Annotated in this window: 23 protein-coding genes and 3 tRNA genes; 16 read left to right on the top strand and 10 right to left on the bottom strand. The window is 44.8% G+C overall.

The features are described from left to right. Positions 1-28: 28 nt before the first annotated feature. The 3 genes from LZG73_RS15705 to LZG73_RS15695 form a co-directional block, all read right to left on the bottom strand. Entirely contained in the window at positions 29-1,561 is a 1,533-nt protein-coding gene (locus tag LZG73_RS15705; RefSeq protein WP_233851716.1) for a hypothetical protein, read from the bottom strand. A 67-nt stretch (positions 1,562-1,628) separates the two neighbouring features. Beyond that, positions 1,629-2,375 carry a zinc ribbon domain-containing protein gene (locus tag LZG73_RS15700; protein WP_233851712.1) on the bottom strand — a complete coding sequence of 249 codons (747 nt, stop codon included), beginning with the start codon at positions 2,373-2,375 and terminating at the stop codon, positions 1,629-1,631. 96 nt (positions 2,376-2,471) lie between these two features. After that, positions 2,472-3,572 carry a Nif3-like dinuclear metal center hexameric protein gene (locus tag LZG73_RS15695; RefSeq protein ID WP_233851697.1) on the bottom strand — a complete coding sequence of 367 codons (1,101 nt, stop codon included), beginning with the start codon at positions 3,570-3,572 and terminating at the stop codon, positions 2,472-2,474. A gap of 162 nt (positions 3,573-3,734) precedes the next feature. Between LZG73_RS15695 and LZG73_RS15690 the strand changes: the two genes are divergently transcribed. Both LZG73_RS15690 and LZG73_RS15685 read left to right on the top strand, forming a co-directional pair. Beyond that, positions 3,735-3,811: transfer RNA gene (locus tag LZG73_RS15690), tRNA-Asp, on the top strand. A gap of 33 nt (positions 3,812-3,844) precedes the next feature. Next, positions 3,845-3,918: transfer RNA gene (locus LZG73_RS15685), tRNA-Asp, on the top strand. A gap of 253 nt (positions 3,919-4,171) precedes the next feature. Here LZG73_RS15685 and LZG73_RS15680 read toward each other — a convergent pair. Next, positions 4,172-5,881 carry an arylsulfatase gene (locus tag LZG73_RS15680; protein ID WP_233851688.1) on the bottom strand — a complete coding sequence of 570 codons (1,710 nt, stop codon included), beginning with the start codon at positions 5,879-5,881 and terminating at the stop codon, positions 4,172-4,174. Between the two features lie 99 nt (positions 5,882-5,980). Here LZG73_RS15680 and LZG73_RS15675 point away from each other — a divergent pair, with 99 nt between their 5' ends. The 9 genes from LZG73_RS15675 (at position 5,981) to LZG73_RS15635 (ending at position 12,913) form a co-directional block, all read left to right on the top strand. Beyond that, a complete protein-coding gene (locus tag LZG73_RS15675) occupies positions 5,981-6,340 on the top strand; it encodes an iron chaperone (RefSeq protein ID WP_233851686.1) in 360 nt (119 codons plus the stop codon). An 83-nt stretch (positions 6,341-6,423) separates the two neighbouring features. Then, positions 6,424-9,306 (top strand): PVC-type heme-binding CxxCH protein, encoded by a 2,883-nt coding sequence (locus LZG73_RS15670; protein ID WP_233851684.1) that lies wholly within the window; start codon positions 6,424-6,426, stop codon positions 9,304-9,306. A gap of 25 nt (positions 9,307-9,331) precedes the next feature. After that, positions 9,332-9,472 (top strand): hypothetical protein, encoded by a 141-nt coding sequence (locus tag LZG73_RS15665; RefSeq protein ID WP_233851682.1) that lies wholly within the window; start codon positions 9,332-9,334, stop codon positions 9,470-9,472. 374 nt (positions 9,473-9,846) lie between these two features. After that, entirely contained in the window at positions 9,847-10,317 is a 471-nt protein-coding gene (locus tag LZG73_RS15660) for an Lrp/AsnC ligand binding domain-containing protein (RefSeq protein ID WP_026630987.1), read from the top strand. A 98-nt stretch (positions 10,318-10,415) separates the two neighbouring features. Beyond that, a complete protein-coding gene (locus LZG73_RS15655; protein WP_233851674.1) occupies positions 10,416-10,769 on the top strand; it encodes a PadR family transcriptional regulator in 354 nt (117 codons plus the stop codon). Between the two features lie 37 nt (positions 10,770-10,806). Continuing rightward, entirely contained in the window at positions 10,807-11,829 is a 1,023-nt protein-coding gene (locus LZG73_RS15650) for an energy transducer TonB (protein ID WP_233851672.1), read from the top strand. A gap of 111 nt (positions 11,830-11,940) precedes the next feature. After that, entirely contained in the window at positions 11,941-12,474 is a 534-nt protein-coding gene (locus LZG73_RS15645; protein ID WP_233851670.1) for a PolC-type DNA polymerase III, read from the top strand. A gap of 64 nt (positions 12,475-12,538) precedes the next feature. Next, positions 12,539-12,715, top strand: coding sequence for a hypothetical protein (locus tag LZG73_RS15640; RefSeq protein WP_233851668.1), 177 nt, complete (start codon positions 12,539-12,541; stop codon positions 12,713-12,715). Positions 12,716-12,839: 124 nt separating this feature from the next. Then, positions 12,840-12,913, top strand: a tRNA-Ala gene (locus LZG73_RS15635). An 85-nt stretch (positions 12,914-12,998) separates the two neighbouring features. Here the strand turns inward: LZG73_RS15635 and LZG73_RS15630 are convergent. The 4 genes from LZG73_RS15630 to LZG73_RS15615 form a co-directional block, all read right to left on the bottom strand. Then, positions 12,999-14,870 (bottom strand): cbb3-type cytochrome c oxidase subunit I, encoded by a 1,872-nt coding sequence (locus LZG73_RS15630; RefSeq protein WP_233851666.1) that lies wholly within the window; start codon positions 14,868-14,870, stop codon positions 12,999-13,001. A 412-nt stretch (positions 14,871-15,282) separates the two neighbouring features. Further along, positions 15,283-15,696 carry an arsenate reductase ArsC gene (locus LZG73_RS15625; protein WP_233851657.1) on the bottom strand — a complete coding sequence of 138 codons (414 nt, stop codon included), beginning with the start codon at positions 15,694-15,696 and terminating at the stop codon, positions 15,283-15,285. Between the two features lie 19 nt (positions 15,697-15,715). Next, the gene (locus LZG73_RS15620; RefSeq protein WP_233851655.1) at positions 15,716-16,276 is read right to left on the bottom strand and encodes a DUF6428 family protein; all 561 of its coding nucleotides are present in this window, start codon (positions 16,274-16,276) and stop codon (positions 15,716-15,718) included. Between the two features lie 53 nt (positions 16,277-16,329). Then, positions 16,330-16,659, bottom strand: a complete 330-nt coding sequence (locus tag LZG73_RS15615; RefSeq protein WP_233851653.1) for a helix-turn-helix transcriptional regulator — start codon at positions 16,657-16,659, stop codon at positions 16,330-16,332. 242 nt (positions 16,660-16,901) lie between these two features. On the opposite strand from LZG73_RS15615, the gene gndA reads away from it, so the two are divergent. From gndA to LZG73_RS15590, 5 genes are all read left to right on the top strand, one after another. Further along, on the top strand, positions 16,902-18,317 hold the full coding sequence (gene gndA / locus LZG73_RS15610; protein ID WP_233851644.1) for an NADP-dependent phosphogluconate dehydrogenase: 1,416 nt from the start codon (positions 16,902-16,904) through the stop codon (positions 18,315-18,317). A 12-nt stretch (positions 18,318-18,329) separates the two neighbouring features. Further along, positions 18,330-19,841 (top strand): glucose-6-phosphate dehydrogenase, encoded by a 1,512-nt coding sequence (gene zwf, locus LZG73_RS15605; RefSeq protein ID WP_233851642.1) that lies wholly within the window; start codon positions 18,330-18,332, stop codon positions 19,839-19,841. Between the two features lie 2 nt (positions 19,842-19,843). After that, a complete protein-coding gene (pgl, locus tag LZG73_RS15600) occupies positions 19,844-20,563 on the top strand; it encodes a 6-phosphogluconolactonase (protein ID WP_233851640.1) in 720 nt (239 codons plus the stop codon). 162 nt (positions 20,564-20,725) lie between these two features. Next, positions 20,726-20,902, top strand: a complete 177-nt coding sequence (locus tag LZG73_RS15595) for a hypothetical protein (RefSeq protein ID WP_233851631.1) — start codon at positions 20,726-20,728, stop codon at positions 20,900-20,902. Further along, entirely contained in the window at positions 20,899-21,741 is an 843-nt protein-coding gene (locus LZG73_RS15590; protein ID WP_233851629.1) for an SPFH domain-containing protein, read from the top strand. The genes LZG73_RS15595 and LZG73_RS15590 overlap by 4 nt, the downstream gene beginning before the upstream one ends. 410 nt (positions 21,742-22,151) lie before the next feature. Here the strand turns inward: LZG73_RS15590 and LZG73_RS15585 are convergent, their stop codons facing one another. Then, positions 22,152-22,823 carry a hypothetical protein gene (locus tag LZG73_RS15585; protein ID WP_233851627.1) on the bottom strand — a complete coding sequence of 224 codons (672 nt, stop codon included), beginning with the start codon at positions 22,821-22,823 and terminating at the stop codon, positions 22,152-22,154. A gap of 12 nt (positions 22,824-22,835) precedes the next feature. After that, positions 22,836-23,216 (bottom strand): GntR family transcriptional regulator, encoded by a 381-nt coding sequence (locus LZG73_RS15580; RefSeq protein WP_233851625.1) that lies wholly within the window; start codon positions 23,214-23,216, stop codon positions 22,836-22,838. Positions 23,217-23,220: the final 4 nt, after the last annotated feature.

Genomic DNA, 23,220 nt, shown 5'->3' with positions numbered 1-23,220 from the left:
TAAATATCGAAAAAAGTAACGTTGACTTTTATTGACCCAATGTGGTCAGAGCGGCGCGGGCTTTGTTGTCAATGCTGTTTTTGTACTCGTGCTTTTTGAACGACATTGCTTTTTTGAAATAGGGGATCGCACCGGCTTTGTCATCCTTTTCGAGCAAAATGTAGCCTAATTGCAGCGCAGACGCGGCTCCAAAGCCAGCTGCCTCCGTTTTTGCCAATGTTAGCGCACGATTATAATATGGAATGGAGCGCTCACTCGACCCAGATTTTTGCAAAATGCGTCCTTTGCGATAATTGAATTCGGCTTTTTCTTCGGTTGATATAAATGATTTTTCGGTTACTGTTTCCGTAAGCTCCAATGCCGTTTTCAAGTAACCTCCGTCCGTTGCGTAACGGGCTTTGTAGAGCATTTTCTGCTGAGGGCCAATTTTTCCGGATGCGAATTCAGTCGCGATCCGCTCGGCAAACTGATCGGCTTCAATGATCGTGCTGCCGTTTATTTTCACCTTTTCAATATACACACGCGCCTGCTCATCGTCGTTGGCGAGCCAATGGCACATGAACAGTTTCAAGTTGCTGTCTTTGATGTAATTGAAACCCGTATAACTTTTCAAGAAACGCTGATAATGATCACTTGCTTTGTCATAAAGACCTTTTTGTAAATTGATTTCTCCTTTCAAATATTCAAGAAAAGGAAATGCTATGTAAGATGGGCCTGAGGGTGCGCTGTTCACGTAAAATTCAGCTTCTTCACTTTTTCCCTCCTTCATCAAAACAGTGGTTGCGAAGAAATGCAGCAGTAAATTATCCGGCTGCTCTTTCGGCCATTGTCTGATCCGCTGCTGCTGAGGGGGCGAAAGTTGCAATGTATAAGCGTGCAGCAAGAGATCGATCAATTCCGCTTCCTGCCTGAAAAGTGAAGATTCTTTTGCCGCCACACGCAGTTCTTTGATTCCGTTTTGAATATTGCCTTTCAAACCCAGCATGCGCGCAACCCAGCCATAATTTTCGGGAATGGAGCCTATCAGCACATGCAAAAGTCCCAGCGATTTCAATGTCGGAGCGAACTCGGGAAAGAGCTTTTTATTTTCTTCCAAAAGTTTGTAAGCTTTGATGATTTCCCAAGACCCGCTGATTTCGTTGCCGAATTTTAGCTTGGCAAATGCCCAATGTAAGCGGATTTCAGCCTGGAAAAAACGTTTGTAAGGTGAGTTGTCGGGCAATTTACCGACCAACTCGAGCCGAGAATCTTCCTGCTGCGAAAGCAGTTTGTAAGCTTTCTTATCTTCCGAAATCAATAAATAATGCAGATCCGCATAATTGTCGAGATAGGGCAAAAATGCATTGTTGCTTTGCGCATTTCTTTCCGAATCGAGCAGGGAGCGGGCAGCTGGTAACCGAAGCTTCTGAATTTCAAAATATGCCTTTTGGAGTTTTGGCGAAAAAGTCACTCCATATTGCAGATCATCACTTTTTACAGGATAAACAAGTGTCATCAGCAGCAACAGCGGCCCGAGCCTGAACGCGGTAAAACTATGTCGCAGTTGCATTTTAATGGTCATATTCAATATTAAAGCATAAAAAAAGGTTGCCTTTGTGAAGACAACCTTTCAATTATTATTGTAATTTCTATCGGCGTTGGTGAACCGGTTCTACGCTTTCCACATCCGCAAGGATACGTCCGCAATGTTCACAAACGATCAGTTTTTTACGTTCGCGAATGTCAGCCTGACGTTGTGGCGGAACGATGCTGAAACAGCCACCGCAAGCTCCACGCGAAACATGCACAACAGCTAGACCATTCATTGAGTTATCGCGAATTTTCTGATAAGATTTCAACAGACGATCCTCGATTTTCTTGATATGCTTTTCTCTTTCTGCAATCAGCCCTTTTTCTTCGGCCTCGCTTTCGCTCGTGATTACATTCAGTTCGCCTTTTTTCGCTTTAAGATCTTCGTTTCTTTCATTCAAAACAGACTCTGCGCGATTTGCATCGTCTTCGATCAACCGGATACGCGCTTTGGCTTCATTGATTTTTTTGTCAGCCAATTGCATATCAAGCTCTTGCAATTCTATTTCTTTGGTGATCGCATCATATTCGCGGTTATTGCGAACATTCATTTGCTGATCTTTATATTTCTTAATCAGCTTTTCACCTTCTTTCTGAGCATTTTTGAAATTGTCAATCTCGGTGTTCAGGTTCGCAATTTCACTTTTAAACTTGCTTAAACGTGTTTCAAAGCCAATAATCTCATCTTCCAGATCCCGGACTTCCTCAGGAAGATCACCACGCGTTTTTAATATTTCGTCAAGGCTTGAATCAATTTCCTGCAATTTCAGGAGAGCGTCTAATTTTTGTGCGATTGTGTTTTCCATGTATGTCTTTAATGGACTTGTTTCAATGCGTAATAAGTGAAGATAGTCAGTCGTATATTTTAACAGGAATTAGATACTAGTTGAGGAAATTACTTTCTAAACAAAATATCGTACCGGATTGGTATTGACTTCTGACAAACAGAGTGCAAAATTACTAAATTTTCCCGATAAATAGTTATACAGCAAATTTTTCGTGAAGACTTCACTCTCATAATGCCCGATATCGCAGATCATAATGCGGTCCTCAGCGTCGAAAAACTCGTGATATTTGTAATCGGCGGTTACAAATACATCGGCCTTACTCTGCAACGCGTTGGCTAACAGAAAACTGCCTGCTCCACCGCAAACCGCGACCCGCTGAACAGTTTGGGAATGCGGCGCAGTGTGCTTGATCACTTGCAGATTCATTTTTTCTTTTAACAAATGCAGAAACGCATCTGTTTCCAAGGGTTCCTGCAATTCACCATATGCGCCAGCACCGACTTCCTGGTTCTCATTTTCAAGAGAATTAATGTAGTAAGCAACTTCTTCGTAAGGATGAGCCCGTCTCAATGCTGTCATAACCGCTGATTCGAGGTAAGACGGGAAAATCAGTTCCGCTCTATGTTCCTTGACTTCCTCTTGTGCACCGTTCTTGCCAATGACGGGATTAGCGGCGTCATTTGGCATAAATGTGCCCGTTCCTTCCGTCCGGAAACTGCAATTGGAATAATTGCCAATGTTTCCTGCTCCCGCTTCATGGAGCGCTGCGAGGATGGCTTGGGTGTTTGCTATGGGCGAAAAGAAGGTGAGTTTGGAAAGGGCTTGCTTTTTCGGTGCGAGAATGCGAACGTTCTGTAATCCCAAGATTTGGGCGATGTGCCAGTTTACGCCATTGGTAACGTGATCCAGGTTTGTATGGGTGGCATAAATGGCAATGTCGTTTTTAATCGCTTTCAAGACCGTTCTTTCAACGTAATTCTTTCCATTCAGCTTTTTGAGGCCTTTGAAGACAATAGGGTGATGCGCTACAATGAGGTTGCAATTTCTATTAATGGCCTCTGCGACAACATCTTCGGTTACGTCCAGCGTCAAAAGCACTCCTGTGACTTCCTCTTGCCCTGTGCCAACAATAAGTCCTGCATTATCGTAGCTTTCCTGATATGATGGAGGAGCCAGTTGTTCCAATGCGTTGATAACTTCCTTTATAAATGTCATTTTTATGATTGGTACAACTGTTTCACTTTCAGATTCTTCATCATTTTGGCATTATTATTTTGCAAATAAAATAACTAAATTGGTGTCCCAAGTATTGCAATGGAAAATAATAATACTAGTTTTGCACCACGTTTTACAGAAAAGTGCTGTGAAATTTAAGCTGGTTTGGTAGTTCAGTTGGTTAGAATACATGCCTGTCACGCATGGGGTCGCGGGTTCGAGTCCCGTCCAGACCGCCAGTATATAAGTTAGTTTGAAGTTCTTTATTTTTTGGTTTGGTAGTTCAGTTGGTTAGAATACATGCCTGTCACGCATGGGGTCGCGGGTTCGAGTCCCGTCCAGACCGCAGAAAGCTCAGAGAAATCTGGGCTTTTTTCGTTTTCCGATAGTTCAGTTGGCTAGAATACATGCCACGCTACGGTGGCCCGGCCTGCGCAAGGTGTCACGCATGGGCGGGCCGCGTAGGCTCTCGGGCGGACGCCGCGCGGTTCGAGTCCCGCCGGGAGGCCGGCCCCGCCAGACCGCAGAAAGCTCAGAGAAATCTGGGCTTTCTGCGTTTTATTTTGCCACGGATGCACGGATTTGCACGAATGGGAATTTTATTTTTCTGGCTTGGGGAAGACTTGGTGGTTTTTGGCCCACTGGCTCCATAATGTTGAGAGTTGCTTCACTTTGTCTGGATATTTCGTTGCCAAGTTTATTGTCTCGGAATGATCGTTTGCCAGATCATACAACTGCCAGGTGGTGTCCTTGGCCAGTGAAACGAGTTTCCAGTTGCCTTTTCTCGCGGACCTTGCTCCGAAATGTTCGTTGAACAGTTCATCGTGGCCCTTAGATGGGCTTTTACCAAATGAGGTCACCAGACTTTTTCCGGTTGTCGGCGTGATCTTGTATCCGTTGAATTGTTGCGGATAATGTGCACCTGCAACTTCGCAAAATGTGCTCATCAAATCCATTACGTGACCAGTGTGGTCGCTGAAACTTCCTTTTTTTGCACTGATCCCTTTGGGCCAGAATGCAATCATTGGTGAGTTTGTGCCGCCTTCTGTCGACTCAGCTTTCCAATATCGATAAGGCGTGTTCGAGACCATTGCCCAATGCGGGCCGATGGATGCGTAACTCGTCTGCGGACCGGGTAACACTTGTTTGTCGGTTGCATACACGATTTTTCGGCCGTCGCGTGTTTCATCAGGACGATCAAATCCTGGTCCGTAATTCGCACAAACTTCAGGACTGGCGCCGTTGTCGGTTAAAAATAGAATCAATGTATTATCGAGAGTTCCGTTTTGTTTCAAAGCACTGATAATGCGTCCGATGCCTTGATCCATGCGATCGATCATGGCTGCATGGACGGCCATGGCGCGGGCGTCAAATTCTTTCGTCTTGTTATCTTCCCACCGCTCGAAATTTTTCGGGTTTTCCGGTAATTTAGTTTTGGCAGGATCGATAAGGCCGATTCTTATCATTCTCTTGTATCTGGCTTCGCGGATTGCGTCCCAGCCTACTTTGTAAGTCTCTTCATATTTTGCAATGTCCTCAGGCTTAGCCATTAATGGCCAATGCGGGGCGTTATGCGCAACGTAAAGGAAAAATGGTTTATCCGAGTTGGAGAACTGATTGATGTAGGAAACCGTCGTGTCGTTAATGGCGTCCGTGTGATAATAATCTTTGGGAACAGACGCCACTTGTTCCCTGCCATTGACCAGGCTGAACGGATCAAAAAAATCGATCACGCCCCAAATTGTCCCGAAAAATTTATCAAATCCGCGACTCGTTGGATATTGATCAATGGGTGAAAAGTTTCCGAATTCTTTCTGATGGTTGAGCCAGGCCAAATGCTCCTTTGGGTCTTTTTGAGCAAAAGTGTTGGAAACGTGCCACTTGCCGGTCATGCCAGTTTGGTAACCAGCCGATTTCAAAACTTCCGCCAAAGTCACCGCATGTTTGCTCAATCGACCTTCATAGCCAGGCTGACCTTCTGCCATAGTCATCTTACCAATGCCGGCCTGATGACTGTATAATCCTGTCAACAAGCTGGCACGCGTGGGACAGCAGCGCGACGCGTTGTAAAACTGTCGATAACGAATGCCGTTATGCGCAAGAAAATCAAGATTGGGCGTCTGGATTTCCCCTCCATAAGCGCCTAGATCAGAGTAGCCGAGGTCGTCTGCCAGGATAACGATGATGTTAGGCCGTTTTAGCTCAGCAGGATTGATCATGCTCGTTTTTCGAGCTTTCCAGGCAATTGAACCGACAATGCAAAGCGAACAAATGAGTAGAAGGAGGATGCGTTGTTTTTTATTTGTCATAACAGTTTCAAACTTTATTTTCAAAGTAAGTAAAGTCAGGTCATTACTTCGCCAGAACCTGAAAACGTTGTTGTATTTCTTGAAAATTACTCTAATCCTATGTCCGGCAAGCCTAAAACCATTGATGAATACATTGCAATGTTTCCAGCTGACGTGCAGCAGATTTTGGAAGAAATAAGGAAAACTGTGAAAAGACTGGCGCCTGATGCGGAGGAAACGATTTCTTACGATATGCCAACATTCAATTTGAACGGCACTTATCTGATATATTTTGCTGCCTGGAAAAAGCATGTTGCCTTTTATCCCGTCTCGCCGAAATTGGCGGACTGGCTTAGCGAAGATTTGTCGGGTTATAAGGGCACAAAAGGCTCCGTTCACTTCCCGCTCAACAAACCGATTCCGATGGATTTAGTCGAAAAAATAGTTGAATGGAGGTTAAAAGAGCATCAAAACATTTGATTCTGATCTTTGCTAAACAATCCATTTCCATATTTTTTCCTAATTTTAGATTGAAAAATCATAACACTATTTTCTGAACCTTTATGTCCACATCTTGCAAATTCGTCTGTTTGCTGCTCACAATTGGCCTGATTGCGAGGCAAAATCTGCTATTGGCACAATCCAAACCAGTGTCTGGTAAATCGACCACTGCAGCCGCCGATACGACAAAGTTCGACCGTGAATATGCACTGGAAGCGACGATGCTTGGTTTTTTTGCCAAAGACGGCACCCGAAACCCTACATTGAAAGCCAATAAGGGCGATAAAGTGCGGATTAAGATCACAAACGGTGAGCTGATGACCCACGACATTGCGCTCGAAAAACTGGGTATAAAGAGTAAAGTAATTCTTGAAAAGGGTTCGAGCACGAGCGTCAATTTCGTGGCACAGCAAAGCGACACTTATTTTTGTTCCGTGCCTGGCCACCGAGCAGCGGGAATGGTGGGAGCTTTTGAAGTTGTGGAAGGTGAAGTGAATGCCAAAACGGTTGCAGGCCAGCTCCCGATGAAAGATGGTCAACCTTTGAACCTGAATTTTGAAACAGGAACGTTGAAGGACTGGACGGCCACAGGTGATGCATTTGCCAACCCGCTTTTCAGTGCCGACCCATCGCCAGTTCATGAAAAGGAGATGAACATTGGTTTTGACGGAAAATATTTCCTTAGCAGCGGCGGAAATGTCAATTATAAATTGACTGGAACGCTGACCTCTGCTCCATTTAAAGTCACCCAGCCCTTTGCCGCATTCAAAGTTTCGGGCGGAGCATTGCTGGATACGCGGGTTGAACTGGTTCTGGCAGGAACGGACAGTGTTATTTATCACATTACAGGTCAGGGCAGGGCCACATTGCAGCCTGCCGTGGTGGATTTACAACCCTATTTGAATAAAGATATCTTTATCAGAATTGTCGATAATGAGACAGGCATTTCTCAGATCCCATACATTGCAAATGACAAATGGGCGCATATTAATTTTGACGAATTCCTGTTTTATCCAAGTCGGCCGGAGTTTGCTAATGAGCTGAAACAAAAGGATATCATCGTTCTCCCACCATTGGATCCCGTTCTCAATGCAGGTTTGTCGGGACAAAAAGCTGCGGCGGCAATGACGCCTCCAAAAGGATTTAAAGTGACGCTGGCTGCTTCCGAGCCGGAGGTTGTGAAGCCTATCGCATTTACGATTGATCCAAAAGGCAGATTATGGGTTGTTGAAGGCCACACTTATCCCGTTCGCGCGCCGGAAGGGCAGGGCAGGGACAGAATTCTCATTTTAGAAGACACGAATGGGGACGGGACTTTGGACAGCAAAAAGGTGTTTGCCGAAAATCTCAATCTTATTAGTGGGATTGAAGTTGGAATGGGTGGTGTTTGGCTGGGCTCGGCTCCTAATATGCTGTTTATCCCAATGGACCCAAAAACGGACAAGCCGTCCGGCCCAGCACAAATATTGCTTGATGGCTGGGGATTGCACGATACGCATGAAGTCCTAAATAGTTTCAGATGGGGGCCAGATGGCTGGCTGTATGGAACGCACGGCGTTTTTACGCATTCCTTGGTTGGAAAGCCTGGCACGCCAGAGTCTGAAAGGGCGAAAATCAACGGCGGCGTATGGCGTTATCATCCCACGCTCCACACATTTGAGGTTTTTGCGGAAGGATCAAGCAACCCCTGGGGCATCGATTTCAATGATTATGGGCATCCTTTCATCACGGTTTGCGTGATCCCGCACATGTTTCATGTGATCCAGGGCGCGCGTTACCAGCGTCAGGCGGGTCAGCACTTCAATCCTTACACATATGACGACATTAAAACAATAGGTGATCACGTGCATTGGCTGGGAGATCGCGGTCCGCACGCGGGAAACTTCCGTTCGGCTGCGGCGGGCGGTGGCCACGCGCATGCGGGGGCGATGATTTATCTTGGAAATAGTTGGCCGAAAGAATATCGCAATGAGATTTTTATGAATAACATTAACGGTGCAAGAATGAACATTGATCATTTTGAAAAGAAAGGATCGGGTTATGTTGCGTCACACCGGCCAGACTTCATGGCTATGAATGATTCGTGGTCGCAATGGTTGAATTTCAAATATGACGCGAGTGGTTCGGTTTGGGCCATTGATTGGTATGATAAAAATCAATGTCACAGTCCAAACCCGGATGTGCATGACAAAACGATGGGCCGCATTTTCAAGATCACGCATGAGAATGATAAGTGGGTTAAGGTGGATTTGACAAAAGCCTCAGACATGGAACTGGTCAATTATCAGCTGAATGATAATGATTGGTATGTGCGGCAGGCGAGAACAATATTGCAGGAACGCGGGGCTAACAAAAAAGTCCATAAAGCATTGAAAGAGATTCTTGCCAAAAATCCGGACGTAACGCGCAAGCTGCGTGCGTTATGGACGCTGCATGTAACCAAAGGATTGGAAGATAAGGACTTGATAGATTTGTTGTCCAACGAAAGTGAATATTTGAGAAGCTGGTCGATCCAGTTGCTGACTGAGGACAAATCGGTTTCTCCGGAAATATTGAAAAAGCTTACCGAAATGGCTCAGAACGACAATTCCGCAATGGTAAGACTTTATTTGGCGTCCGGGATGCTTAGACTGGATGCTGCACAGCGGTGGGATGTTGTAGAAGCATTAATGCAAAAAGACGAAGACAAAACCGACCATAACTTGCCATTAATGGTGTGGTATGCTGCGGAGCCATTGGCTGCTTTGGATATGAAGAGAGCTTTACAAATGGCAGAAAAATCGAAACTTCCAAAGATATTGCCCTATACAATTCAGCGTGTTGCTGCCATCGGAACGGAAGATTCGAAAAAGGTTTTGAAAGATCTTAATCAAAAATTAGGTCAAAACGGATCGCACGAAAATCACGAAAGCCAGATGCTGATCGGAAAAGTGCTGGATGAATAGCGAATCGAAATGCAGGGAATGGCTGATGAGGCTGCTGATAAACAATGAGGCCCGGAATGTTCCGGGCCTCATTGTTTATCAGCCTGTTGAAAAAGAAAAACACGCAGGTTTCAAAATGAACCCGCGTGTCAAATTACACTTCATCAACAAACTAAAAACCAAATAAAACTAATACGAAAATATTCGCTTGTCAAGTTTTTTTTGCTGTAGGAGGGGGATTCGAACCACCCACGGTGCGGTTAGCTACGGTACAAATACTGTTGGTGGTCCACCCCAGTCGACTTGCGTCGGCATTATGCCGCGTTTATCCCTTATTCACCACCCCCGAGACAGGAGGGCATGGCTGCCAATTTCATCACCCTACAATGTGACATTTCTCATTGCAAGAGGCATTTTATTGAGATGCCTCGTACTTTGGTTTTGCAAAACTAAAAATTCTGAACTTAAATATAAAATATTTTCATTTAAAATTGTCAAAATTTACAATTGTTTCATATTTTAGTAAGGATTATTGTGAAAAATTCAAACAATTAGCAGTAAATGCAGAAATATTCAGATATAGACAGCACCGATTTACGCATACTTTCCCTCCTGATCGAGAATGCGGCGTTGCCCTACACAGAAATCGGTAAAAGGGTGTTTGTGTCAGGCGGGACCGTGCACGTGCGCATGAAAAAGCTTGAACAGATGGGAATTGTGAAGGGCTCTCAGCTCGTTATTGATCCTGCCAAATTGGGTTGGGACATCAGCGCTTTTTTAGGAATTTACCTGGATAAGAGTTCGCTTTACGAGCAAGTCGCAACAGAGCTGGAAGGCATTCCGGAAGTGGTTAACATTCATTACACCACAGGCATCTACAGCATATTCTTGAAGATTGTTTGCCGCGACACAGGCCATTTAAGAGAAATATTGCACGATAAAATCCAAAAGGTAAATGGCATCCAGCGCACAGAAACGTTCATTTCGTTAGAGGAGAGGATTAATCGATCGATTCCCCTGGCGGAAAGTTAGAATTTCCAGGCAATCCTTTGGAACAAAAAATAAATCTTATAATTTTGTATTGTATATATAAAGAACTTATATATATTTGGTCAGAAACAAAATAACTCATGGAGAATAACGCAACCAGCAACGAGTATGTACGCGGTACATTAAAAACAATCGTATTGAACTTACTGGCAGAACATGATCGGATGTACGGATATGAAATTACGCAGGAAGTAAAGGACAGGACGGGGGGCGCGATTGCATTAACATTTGGCGCATTATATCCTGTTTTACATAAATTGGAACAGGAAGGTCTGCTTGTAACGGAGTCCGTGGAAGTGGACGGCCGTTTGAGAAAATATTATTCATTAACGACTCCTGGAAACGAGGCGGCCCGTAATAAAACCAATGACCTTGAACGTTTTATAGATGCGGTAAGATTATTACTGGCTCCAAAAAGTCTGGCAACTGAGTAACCTTTATTACATGGCTCATTTCTAAACAGATAATCCGATGAAACGCCTTCAGGAAAATCGCATCGATTTGATTAACAAATATTTGCAAGCAAGCAAGCTCAATCCAGAGTTACTTCCGGAGATTTTGGATCATCTGGCCTGCGAAGCAGAGGAGCGTCTTTGGGATGGCAAGCCGTTTGAGCAGATCTATGATAATCTCATGGAAACTGCTGATACGCAAGCCCTTCTTAACCTAAGTGTGGATCATAAAAATCTGTTAGCCATGAAAAAATCATTGAATGACGTCGTTTTCGAAGGCCGTAACAAACTTTACGGCGCTTATGACCTAAGGAAGAGTTACGGGCAAACCATTCAGCGCTCGGTGCTGATGGGTGTGACATTGTTTTTGCTCTTGGTAATGTTCCCAAATTTGTATGCAAGACTCGTGCCCGAGTCAAAACCGGAAGACATTGCTTACATTATTGAAGCAAATCCAATTGACATTGTGCCTGAAATTGCGCCAAAGCCATTGATTGAAGAGGAAGTTGCGCCGGCGCCGAAAACTGAGCGTTTTTTGCCGCCAGTTGTTTTGCCGGATGAAGACGTGATTGTTGAAAATCTGCCGCCTGCGGTTGAAGATTTGGAACATGCAGAGCCCGCAGTGGAAACGGTGGAAGGAAGTGAGGACGTGATCAACATTATTCCGCCTGCTCCGGAAGTCGTTTCATCTAAACCTGCGACAGCCGGGATTGAGCCTAAGAAAGAAGAAATTTTCGGGGTTGTTGAGCAAGCGCCTCAATATAAAGGTGGTTTGGCGGAAATGGGTGCGTTCCTGCAAAAAAACCTGCGATATCCTTCCGGAGCAGCGCGAGCTGGGATTGAAGGAAGGGTTTTCGTTGAATTTACCGTTGCATCTGATGGAAAAATTGAAAATGTAACTGCAATTAAAGGAATCGGTTTTGGTTGTGATGAAGAGGCGGTTAGAGTGGTTAAAATGATGAAAAATTGGGTTCCAGGAAAACAGGCTGGCGTTCCCGTGAAAGTTCGTTTTACATTGCCGATCATTTTTCAGCTTGACTAACTACATTTCTGAAATTGCGTGAATGCCTCCCTGTTATTGAAAAAATCCTCGCTTTGACGGGGATTTTTTCGTTTTTTTGTAATCTAATTTAAAGCAGATGTCAAGAAGTTAATGTACGCGATTGTCGATATTGAAACAACAGGTGGGGGAGGAGCAGCGCGCATTACAGAAATAGCGGTTTTCCGGCACGACGGACAGCAAATCGTCGATATATTTCATTCCCTCATTAATCCTGAGATTTACATTCCTCCATTTATAACCCGCCTCACCGGGATCGACAATGAAATGGTGCGCGATTCGCCCACATTTTATGATGTGCAAGATTCCGTTCGGGCCCTTACAAAAGATGCCTGGTTTGTTGCCCACAATGCGAAATTCGATTACGGTTTTATCAAAAGAGAATTTGGCGCAATGGACGAATATTTCCAGCGCGACTGCTTGTGTACAGTGCAACTAAGCCGAAAAATCTTTCCAGGCCTCAAATCTTATAGTCTCGGCAATCTGTGCGAAAGTCTTGAAATACTGATTGAAAACAGGCACAGGGCACATGGCGATGCGCGAGCAACTGTTCAATTGTTTGAAAAGCTCCTTACAAATGACAAACAGCGCCTCATTCCGATGGACTTCATGTTAAAAAGAGGTTAATGTGGAAATAGTGGAATGATTTTTTAGTTGAAGGGTAAAAGTTTTAACCTAAAATTTCCGATACATGAAAGCTATCATTAACTGCCTCGTCATTCTTCTGCTGACTTTAACACTTACCAGTTGTGAAGTTGTCGGCGGCATCTTCAAAGGTGGGGTTTGGACCGGCGTCATTTTAGTTGTTGCAGTGATTGCAATCGTAATATGGGCATTGTCAAAAGCATTTGGAGGCGGGAGAAGGTGACGTTTACGTCAAATTGAATTCGCTTTTTTCAATAAAAGATAAAAATTGGAACATGCTTGCTTATCAAAATTCTCCGTTTCATCTTTGCACTCCTCTAAAACAGGGCTAAGCAGAACAATGACTCGGGGGATTAGCTCAGTTGGCTAGAGCGCTTGCATGGCATGCAAGAGGTCGACGGTTCGAATCCGTTATTCTCCACGATAATTAACAGGCTTTTAAGTGTAAAAACTTAAAAGCCTGTTTTTTTTAGTCGCGCACTGCTTTTGAAATGTGATTACCCTCTTTAAAGGTGGTTAAACTGATCATTGTAATTTTGTTGTTCAATCTGCTTTTCATCCTGAATGGCATCTTTCTCGTGCGGGAAATTGGATTCGGGTGTGAGTGAATAGGGAATATTTTGCGGAATGTAATCTTCGGACGCGCCCGGTTTGCTGTAATCGTACGGCCATCGATATACAGCTGGCAACTGGCCTGGCCAATTTCCGTGTCCGGGATGGATTGGCGTAGTCCATTCGAGTGTATTGGAACGCCATGGATTAGCCGGGGCCACCTTACCATTGAAGATGCTGCTGATAAAGTTGTACAAGAATATGAGTTGTGCAACGAATGTCAGGATCGCCGCATACATGATAAATGTATTCATATCCAAAAACTTATTGGTAAAATCGTAGCTCGTGAATGCGTAATAACGTCGCGGGAAACCTGCAATCCCAATGTAATGCAATGGCACAAAAACCATGTAGACGCCCACGAATGTGAGCCAGAAATGGATTTGTCCCATTGTATAATTCATCATCCTGCCAAACATTTTGGGAAACCAATGGTAAACGCCTGCCAGCAGCCCAAATGCCGAAGCGGCTCCCATAACCAGGTGAAAGTGCGCCACAACGAAGTAAGTGTCATGCAATTGAATGTCCAATGCGCTGTTTCCCAGGATGATTCCCGTCAAACCACCCGAAACGAAGAAGGACACCAGACCAATTGCAAACAGCATGGCGGGCGTAAAAACAATATTTCCCCTCCATAAAGTTGTGATGTAATTAAAAGCCTTCACCGCAGAAGGAACGGCAATAATCAGTGTGAGAAACATGAAAATGGAGCCGAGAAACGGGTTCATGCCTGAAACAAACATATGGTGCGCCCAAACGATAAAGGAAAGAAACGCAATGCCCAGCATGGAAGCGATCATGGCGCGATAACCAAAAATAGGCTTACGAGAGTTGGTCGCGATGATCTCCGAGGTGATGCCGAGTCCGGGCAAAAGCACAATGTAAACTTCGGGATGGCCTAAGAACCAAAAGAGATGTTGAAACAAAATCGGACTGCCGCCTACATTATGCAACGCTTCGCCATTGATATAAATGTCTGAAAGATAAAAGCTTGTGCCAAAATGCCTGTCAAAAACGAGCAGTAAAACGGCCGAAAACAGCACAGGGAACGAAATCAGTCCCAAAATGGCAGTTATCAGAAATGACCAGATCGTCAGTGGGAGCTTGCTGAATGTCATTCCGCGTGTCCTCAAATTGATAACAGTGGTTATGTAATTGATCCCGCCCAGCAATTGCGAGATAATAAAAAGCGCCATACTCACAAGCCAGAGCGTCATGCCCATGCCCGATCCGGGATGCGCTTGCGGCAATGCGCTGAGTGGCGGATACACAACCCATCCGCCTCCGGCCGGGCCGGTTGACACAAACATAGAAGAAAACATCACCACACTGGCTAGAAAAAAGAACCAGTAAGAAAGCATGTTCATGAAACCCGAAGCCATATCCCGAGCGCCTATCTGCAAGGGAATGAGGAAGTTGCTGAATGTTCCACTCAATCCCGCAGTTAGAACGAAGAAGACCATAATCGTTCCGTGCATCGTCACCAGCGCCAGGTAAAAATTGGGATCAAGCTTACCGGTGGCGGTCACCCAGTCACCGAGCATGGGTTTGAGCCAGGTGAAGTTTGCATCCTGCATGCCGAGCTGAATCCGGAAAAGGATCGACATAAATAGCCCGATAATCGCCCAGAAGATGCCGGTAATCAGATATTGCTTGGCGATGGTTTTGTGATCCTGTGCGAAGACGTATTTAAACCAAAAATTTTGCGGCTTGTGGTGATGAGCCTCCTGCGAGCTGAGTAGTAATGTTTCCGATGCTGATGACATATTAAGTGAATGTTTAAATTTAGACTGCGCCTTTCCCGCAATGCAGCTGTCTGCAACTACGCTATTTCTCAACCTTATTTTTTGCTCTGAGATAAAGCAATGTGACGACGATTATCACCACCACGAGCATTCCAATGGGGACAAACATAAGTTCAGCTTTTTGGCCCAATCGAGCGTTTCGATCAGCGGTTGATAATTTGAAAACGGATAAGCGCTTATAAAAACCGTTCCAAAAAGCAGGTTTACAGCGAATTAAATGGAGTTTTGTGTTGATGGCCGTCTAGCGGCCATCAACAAGCGGTGAGCTTAGTGGAGATTTGGGTAAGATCTTTGAGAAGAGGCCGTGACAGAAAAATTGTGTCTCACGGATGCGCAGCCTGGCGGCAGCTCAATTGCTTACGGGCAGAAGCCTTTATGCAAGGATTTTTTGTTCAATAAAGTCGCGGCTATAAGCTTTGATTTCATCCCTAACCCTTCGGAATGAGGTCAATAAATCTTCGCCCTGCGTATGACCCGGATCGGAAAAGCTATGGTGGATCAGCTGACCAGCCGAAGGAAAATAAGGACATTGTTCGCGCGCATTATCGCAAACAGTGATGACGAAATCGAAATCAATGCCTGTGTATTCATTGGCATGGTTAGACGTGTGATGTGAAATGTCAATGCCATCTTCCGCCATGACCTGTATTGCCACAGGGTTAACACCTTTGGGATCAACGCCGGCGCTGTATACTTGCGCGCTGTTTCCTGCAAAATATTGCAAATAGCCCTGCGCTAACTGGCTGCGCGCAGAATTTCCCGTGCATAAAACCAAGATTTTTTTCATTTGTAAGATTGGTTATCAATTAACAGCAGCCAGAACCAGGTTTGCACACTGCGCCATCGGCTTCAATCAATTCAAGCTCTTGTTTATCAATTTCGGGGCCGCAACATGACGCGCCGGACGCATCGGGACCGCAAGTTTGGTTGCGTGAAAGCGCCTTGCATTGTGTAAAGTCTGGAACCAGGTTTACAGTCAAATGTTGCCCATCCGCTACGAATTCGCCAGGATACATTTGTCGCGTGTCAAACTTCGAGTTACCAAATTCGATTTTGACAACTGCATTCGGATTCAATGGCAGCGATTTTTCGACAAGACTTACGATTTTCAGCGCCTTGCTGACAAACATTGAATGCTCAGCTTCTTTCACGGTCGGCTCCCACAATTGCACGATGACCTCCGTCCAGCTATTCATCACCCCGCCGCAATCAACTGAGACAATCGGCGCCTGCTTAATCTCTGTGATATGAAACGAATGATCCACAAACTTGCCTGCTTCATATTCGAATTGCAAGTGCAAATCCGGGTTTTGTTCCAGTGTGCGTTTAAATGCTTGCCATGTCATTGGGTTTGATTGATCTATCATAGTTTTTAATATTAATTGTAATATTGCGATTGATTTATACAAAAAAACACCTGCTAATTACAGCAGGCAACATTGTTGATCGATTCAAGCATTTTACCAAAAGCCTGAGAAGCCTCCTCCCAAACCGCGGGATTGATGCAGTAACAAACACGAGGCGGATTGATTTCTCCTTGAATAATGCCGATCCGTTTCAATTCTTTTAAATGTTGAGAAACAGTCGCCTGCGCCAGCTCCAACTCGTCCACCAGATCGCCGCAAACGCACGCTTTCCGGGCAATCAGCAACTGCAGAATCGCGACGCGTGCCGGATGCGCAAAAGCCTTCGCCAAGTCCGCGATTCGGTTTTGTTGATCCGTGAATATCTCAGTTTTAGTTAGTCCCATGTCGCGAAGATAACGGAAAAGGTTTTGATCGCAATATTACGATTAATATTTTTCGCTGGGCGAGTTCGATTTCTAGTCTTTATAAGACAATATCAAAAAGGAAAATCCGCCTACACGGATCACTACGATGCCAAAAACACAGCTGCGAAGAATTTCCATAATTGATAAAATACGCTGTAAACCGAATCCCATAGCGTAAATTCCTTTATTATTGCATCTTCTTAATTCAAGACGCTTCAATTATGTCAAATAACGTATTCGATTTTGGAATGATCGGGCTTGGGGTGATGGGTAGAAACCTGTTGCTTAATATGGCTGATCATGGGTTCTCTGTTATCGGTTTCGATAAGGACGGGGCCAAAAACGCGGCTTTGGAATCTGCTGCAACGCCCGGAACCACCGTGAAAGGGGTGGCGGAACTTGCGCAAATGATCCAGCTTCTGCAGCGCCCGCGCAAAGTAATGATGCTCGTTCCGGCTGGTCAGCCTGTTGACGATGTGATCGCATCTTTGCTTCCATTGCTGGAAAAGGGCGATGTTGTAATTGACGGTGGAAATTCACATTATACTGATACATTGCGCCGGGTAAAATATCTGCGCGAGAAGGAAATTCATTTCATGGGCATCGGCGTCTCGGGCGGCGAGCAAGGTGCGCGTTCGGGTCCAAGCATTATGCCGGGTGGCGATCAGGCTGCTTATGAGAATGTTAGGCCAATGCTGGAAGCCATTGCGGCCAAGGTGGACGGAACGCCTTGCGTAGCTTATCTGGGAAAAGAAGGCGCCGGTCATTATGTGAAAATGGTGCATAATGGCATTGAATATGCGATTATGCAGTTGATCAGCGAGTCCTATTCTATCTTGAAACATGCGGGACTCACCAATGAGCAGCTTCATGAGGTTTTCAAAACATGGAATGAAGGCAAGCTCCAATCATTTTTAGTTGAAATTACTGCCGATATATTTCTCCAAAAGGATGACCAAAGCGATGCACACCTTGTTGACGTAATTTCCGACAAGGCTGGTTCAAAAGGAACGGGTAAATGGACTTCGCAGGATTCCATGGAACTGCCTGTTGCTGTGCCGGTTATCGATACGGCTGTTGCAATGCGGACATTATCCGGCTACAAAGACGAGCGTGTTCAGGCTGCTGAAATTTATGCAAAAGAAGGTTACGGTTCATCGGCTCCCTCGGACGAACTGATTCAGGAAGTGCACGACGCACTGTATTTTGCAACCATTATAAGTTACGCGCAGGGACTTGCCATGTTGTTCCAGGCTTCGAAAGATCTGGCGATGGACATTCCGCTTCCGAAAGTGGTTAGCGTCTGGAGAGGCGGCTGCATTATCCGCTCTTCGTTATTGGAAATCTTCACGAATGCATATACGCAAGCACCGGAATTATCCAACATTCTGCTGAACCAAGAGGTCGCCGAAGTCGTTAAGTCGGTAGAAGATAACACGCGTTCGCTCGTCGCGTTTGCAGCCAAGGCAGGTGTGCCGACAGCTGGGTTAATGTCGTCATTGGCTTACTTTGACGCGTATAAATCCAAAAGAATGCCCACCAACCTCATCCAGGCGCAACGTGATTATTTCGGAGCGCACACTTATCAACGTATCGATATCCCCGGTACTTTTCATACAGAGTGGGGTCAACAATAAATTAGGAATTTTATGCAAACTACCAAACGTCCACCTGCCTCAGTTGTCTTTATCTTCGGAGGAAGTGGCGACCTTAATTACAGGAAACTTACTCCCGCGCTCTACAATCTGTTTTTGGATAATTGGATGCCCGAGAAGTTTGCGATAGCGGGCATTGGCCGCAGTGCTTATTCCAATGAAAAATACCACGAGCATTTACTGGACGGCGTTACGAAGTTTTCGCGCAGAAAAGGAAAGCTGAATGGTCATTGGACAGAATTTTCTGAGCATGTTTCCTATTTGCAAATGGATGGCGACGATGCCGCTGCTTACCATTTAATAACCGATTTGGTAAAACAAAAAGAAGAAGAATGGGGCACTCACCCTAATGTTATATTTTACCTAGCCGTTGCGCCGCAGCTTGTTCCTTCGATTGCTCAGAAGCTGGGTGCATTAAAAATCTGTTCGGAAAAAAGCACAACAAGAATTGTTGTTGAAAAGCCTTTTGGTCACGATCTTGAAAGTGCGCATGAACTTAACAAGTTGCTTTCCAGCATGTTCGCTGAGGAGCAAATCTTCCGCATTGACCATTATTTGGGCAAAGAAACGGTTCAGAACATCCTTGCGTTGCGTTTTGCCAATGCACTTTTTGAGCCGCTTTGGAACAGAAATTACATTGATCACATTCAGATTACAGCCGCTGAAAGTGTTGGATTAGAGGGCAGGGGAGGCTATTTTGAGAATGCAGGCGCATTAAGGGATATGGTGCAAAACCATATTTTGCAAATCCTTTGTATGATTGCCATGGAGCCACCTGTTTCTTTCGACGCCAATGAAATACGTAATAAAAAGGTGGATGTGCTGAATGCAATTCGTCGCATTACCAAAGATCAGGTTCACGATGTTGCTGTCCGCGGACAATATTCGGGTGGATGGAAAAAGGGTGAAAAAGTGGTTGGATATCGTCAGGAAGAAGGCGTAAATCCGCAATCTAACATTGACACGTTCGCTGCTGCGAAGTTTTATATCGACAACTGGCGCTGGCAGGGCGTTCCGTTTTATGTGCGCACAGGCAAGTTTTTGAACCAAAAAGCCACGCATATCACATTGCAATTCAAACCGGCTCCACACTACGCATTCCCTTCCGAAGCGGCCGAAACTTGGAGATCTAACAGATTGACTATCAGCATTCAGCCTAATATGGACATCAGCATTCGTTTTCAGGCGAAGCGTCCGGGCCAGACTATGACATTGGACCCTGTAGATATGACGTTTGATTATGACGCAGTCGCTGGCGACCATGCTCCGGAAGCTTATGAAACACTGCTTTTGGATGTTATGGAGGGCGATGCGACATTATTTATGCGCAATGATCAGGTGGATGCTGCATGGAAGGTGATTATGCCAATTCTCGAAACCTGGGAAAGCAGAACGCCACAGGATTTCCCTAACTACGCGCCGGATTCTTGGGGTCCGGAGGGCGCTGACGCGCTTCTTGCACGCGACGGGCATACTTGGATCAATCTTCCTCCCGTAGTATCTTGATTATGGAAATTCATATTGCAAGCGACACCGGGCGGCTGAGTCATGACTTGGCCGCCTGGCTAAGCGGTTACATCAAAGAAGTGTTATCCAAACAGGATCGCTTCACATTTGTGCTTTCCGGGGGAAGCACACCCAAACAACTTTATGGATTACTTGCCGAATCGCCTTACAAAGAGACGATTGACTGGCAAAAAATCCATTTTTTTTGGGGCGATGAGCGCGCGGTTCCTTTTGAAGATTCTCGTAACAATGCCAAAATGTGTTATGATGAACTATTGAATAAGGTGCCGGTTAACCCTGACTTTATTCACATCATGCGCACGGACATTGAGCCTGAGGAGTCTGCTATCGCGTATGAAAAGGTTTTAAAACAATATTTTGAAGGTGATGATATAACCTTTGATTTTGTGTTGCTCGGCATGGGCGATGATGGGCATACGCTCTCACTTTTTCCTGGCACTGAGGTGATTCATGAGGAAAATGTTTGGGCAACTGCATTTTACCTGCCTGCTCAGGAAATGTTCCGGATTACTTTGACCGCTCCCATCGTTAATAATGCAGCTTGCGTTGCATTTTTGGCGGCAGGATCAGGAAAAGCGGAGACATTGAAGCATGTCTTGCAAGGTGAGCGCAATGTTGACCTCTATCCGTCGCAGATCATTGAGCCGACCAGAGGAGCATTGCATTGGTTTATAGATCAGTCGGCAGCGGCAGCGCTCTAAAATTGTCCTTCTTAAATGATCATTGAAACGTGTCCTAAGGGATGCGTTTTTTTATTTGTACTGGTTTTTGATACGTTTAAATATCCAAAGATACCACTGGATAAAATTATGATATGACTTAGTGTGCGGTTATTAAATTTACTTCAAACAAACCTCACATGCATGAAATACTTTCTCAAAATTGCGGCCGTGATCATTGTCATCACTTACGCTTTAAAACTCATCAATGCACAATCGGACCTGCTCGTTTTTGGCGGTTTGGCAATCATTTGCAGTGCGATCTATTTGCTTGCAACAGACGTTAAACACTTCTTCACATCTTCAAAATCTGAAATATGATGACGCTTGGCAGGAAAATTGTTATTGGCACAGTCAGTTTTTTCGTGGCTGTCATTGCGCTTTTTATTCAACCTTTTACATTTGAAAACATTGACGCCGGTAACGTGGGTATCCGCATTAACCTTTACGGGACGGACAAGGGCGTTGACAACATTACATTGGTAACCGGTCGCGTTTGGTATAACACCTGGACCACGAAAATCATCGAGTTTCCAACATTTACGCAAAGCGTAGACTATGACTCTTTCGTAATTACAACAAAGGACGCGGCAGAATTTAAAGTCGATCCGAAGCTTAACTATCACATTAATCCGGAAAAGGTGCCGCAGATTTACCGCCAATACAGACGACCGTTAGGGGAAATTCAGCAGGGATTTATGAAGAATACAATTTACGACGCCTATCGCATTGTTGCCAATTCATTCAGCTCTGACAGCGTAATGTCCAACCGGGAAGCATTTGAAGATCGTGTTCAGAATGTTTTAACGAAAACTTTGGGGAAGGATGGTTTTATATATGACCAATTAACCTCTGCAATTACGCCACCGCCGTCGTTGCGGCAAATGATTGATGAAAAGAACACTTCAATTCAAGCTCGCCTCAAAGCCGAAAATATGGCCAAGCAAGCCGAAGCAGAGGCAAAAGTAATTATCGCCCGCGCCGAAGGTCAGGCCAAAGCAACATTAATTAAAGCCAGGGCCGAAGCGGAAGCTAACCAGCTGCGTCAAAAAACATTAACGCCTTTGCTGATCCAGCAGGAATGGGTTTCCAAATGGAATGGCGTGTTGCCAACCACAAATGCTGGCGGAAGCACTAGTTTGATGCTGGGGATTAAATAGCATTTTGCACATATTCTTTCTTAATCCCCAGGTTGAAACCTGGGGCCGGGATATTTTTCGTGCCTGACGGCACTTTTACGTGTTGGATGTAAAAATGCCGTCAGGCATGACTGATATTTGTTGTTCTGGGTTTTAAACCAGAGCTATGATATTGAGATTGTATTTTGGCCTTAAATATATTTGATATTGTCTTATTGATTAAAATATCATCCTCACATTTTCGCTCTTAATCCCCCAGGTTGAAACCTGGGGCCGGGATATCTGTCGTGCCTGACGGCACTTTTACGTGGGGGATGTAAAAATGCCGTCAGGCATGACTGATATCATAGCTCCGGGTTTCAACCCGGAGCTATTGAATTAATAGCCTCCGAAAATCCAAGCTATAATCATTGTTCCACCATCGTTTCCAATCAAAGCTTCTTTAACAAGCTCCCGGGCATGGTCACTTGGGCCGAACTGTCAATATTGGCGCTAATGGTTTTCATCACGTCTTTTTCTACAATTATACTACTGCTGTCTGCAACTTCCAGCTTAATGTCGCCAAACACGTTGTCGGATGCAATTTTCGCATAATTCCCGGATGTAAGTTTGAGATCTACATGAGCAATTTTATTGTCGGCCAGAACGAACAAACTGCCTTTCTGGTTGATGGTGAGCGCTTCGCTTTTCCAGCCTTTTATTCTGCAAAAAGCATTGTCAGAGTCAACGCGAAGCAATTGAGGGGTGAAGATGTAAACGGATGCAACCGAATTTAGCAAATCTTCCCGCCGCGACCAAGCCTCGCTCCAATCTTTTTTGTAAGTGACAATTAAAGTGTCTTGCTTCACTTCCCATGAAAGATATTTGGGATCACTAATCAAGTCAATCTCCGATGTTGCGCCTTGCCGTATTTCCGTCACGCCGAAAGGCTTGCCCTGAAGCCGGACATATTTGAAAGGCTTAACAACTTCCTTTTTGTATCCTGCGAGCGGATCTTTCTTATTTAATTTATCAAACTCAGCTTTCAATACGAGGTTGGAGCCCAGAATCGCGAGGAAGATCATTGTCAGCAGGCATATCACCAATATATTGCTCGGTTTCATAAGTCAGGAAAATCAGTTAGTGACAGGATAATTTTCTGTAATAAATTTGTCGTAATACATTTTCAGCTCTTCTATACTAATGTTCAACAAATACATTGTCCGGAAAAGATCGGGCGATTCGATGTCAAGAAAACGCTCTTTGCGATAAGTCAAGATCCGCTCATTTGCATTGTCGCTTGCCGAATAACCAATGCCCCTTTTGTTGAAAATGATTTCTTTGTTTTGTAAAAATTCATAAGTCCGCATTACGGTGTTTGGATTGACTTCCATCATGCTAGCCAAGTCCCTGACAGACGGAATGCGCTCTCCTGGCGGCCATTTCCCGAGCAGAATCTGCTCACAGATGTAATCCGCTATTTGAAGATATATCGATTGCTTGTCTTTAAATTCCATTGAA

The sequence above is a fragment of the Dyadobacter sp. CY326 genome (assembly GCF_021390515.1).
Taxonomy (GTDB): domain Bacteria; phylum Bacteroidota; class Bacteroidia; order Cytophagales; family Spirosomataceae; genus Dyadobacter.
This window is presented reverse-complemented; position numbering and strand designations above follow the sequence as displayed.

Coding starts and splice junctions, on each gene's coding strand:
- LZG73_RS15705 (WP_233851716.1), bottom strand. CDS start 1,561: ATGACCATTAAAATGCAACTGCGACATAGTTTTACCGCGTTCAGGCTC.
- LZG73_RS15700 (WP_233851712.1), bottom strand. CDS start 2,375: ATGGAAAACACAATCGCACAAAAATTAGACGCTCTCCTGAAATTGCAG.
- LZG73_RS15695 (WP_233851697.1), bottom strand. CDS start 3,572: ATGACATTTATAAAGGAAGTTATCAACGCATTGGAACAACTGGCTCCT.
- LZG73_RS15680 (WP_233851688.1), bottom strand. CDS start 5,881: ATGACAAATAAAAAACAACGCATCCTCCTTCTACTCATTTGTTCGCTT.
- LZG73_RS15675 (WP_233851686.1), top strand. CDS start 5,981: ATGTCCGGCAAGCCTAAAACCATTGATGAATACATTGCAATGTTTCCA.
- LZG73_RS15670 (WP_233851684.1), top strand. CDS start 6,424: ATGTCCACATCTTGCAAATTCGTCTGTTTGCTGCTCACAATTGGCCTG.
- LZG73_RS15665 (WP_233851682.1), top strand. CDS start 9,332: ATGAGGCTGCTGATAAACAATGAGGCCCGGAATGTTCCGGGCCTCATT.
- LZG73_RS15660 (WP_026630987.1), top strand. CDS start 9,847: ATGCAGAAATATTCAGATATAGACAGCACCGATTTACGCATACTTTCC.
- LZG73_RS15655 (WP_233851674.1), top strand. CDS start 10,416: ATGGAGAATAACGCAACCAGCAACGAGTATGTACGCGGTACATTAAAA.
- LZG73_RS15650 (WP_233851672.1), top strand. CDS start 10,807: ATGAAACGCCTTCAGGAAAATCGCATCGATTTGATTAACAAATATTTG.
- LZG73_RS15645 (WP_233851670.1), top strand. CDS start 11,941: ATGTACGCGATTGTCGATATTGAAACAACAGGTGGGGGAGGAGCAGCG.
- LZG73_RS15640 (WP_233851668.1), top strand. CDS start 12,539: ATGAAAGCTATCATTAACTGCCTCGTCATTCTTCTGCTGACTTTAACA.
- LZG73_RS15630 (WP_233851666.1), bottom strand. CDS start 14,870: ATGTCATCAGCATCGGAAACATTACTACTCAGCTCGCAGGAGGCTCAT.
- LZG73_RS15625 (WP_233851657.1), bottom strand. CDS start 15,696: ATGAAAAAAATCTTGGTTTTATGCACGGGAAATTCTGCGCGCAGCCAG.
- LZG73_RS15620 (WP_233851655.1), bottom strand. CDS start 16,276: ATGATAGATCAATCAAACCCAATGACATGGCAAGCATTTAAACGCACA.
- LZG73_RS15615 (WP_233851653.1), bottom strand. CDS start 16,659: ATGGGACTAACTAAAACTGAGATATTCACGGATCAACAAAACCGAATC.
- gndA (WP_233851644.1), top strand. CDS start 16,902: ATGTCAAATAACGTATTCGATTTTGGAATGATCGGGCTTGGGGTGATG.
- zwf (WP_233851642.1), top strand. CDS start 18,330: ATGCAAACTACCAAACGTCCACCTGCCTCAGTTGTCTTTATCTTCGGA.
- pgl (WP_233851640.1), top strand. CDS start 19,844: ATGGAAATTCATATTGCAAGCGACACCGGGCGGCTGAGTCATGACTTG.
- LZG73_RS15595 (WP_233851631.1), top strand. CDS start 20,726: ATGAAATACTTTCTCAAAATTGCGGCCGTGATCATTGTCATCACTTAC.
- LZG73_RS15590 (WP_233851629.1), top strand. CDS start 20,899: ATGATGACGCTTGGCAGGAAAATTGTTATTGGCACAGTCAGTTTTTTC.
- LZG73_RS15585 (WP_233851627.1), bottom strand. CDS start 22,823: ATGAAACCGAGCAATATATTGGTGATATGCCTGCTGACAATGATCTTC.
- LZG73_RS15580 (WP_233851625.1), bottom strand. CDS start 23,216: ATGGAATTTAAAGACAAGCAATCGATATATCTTCAAATAGCGGATTAC.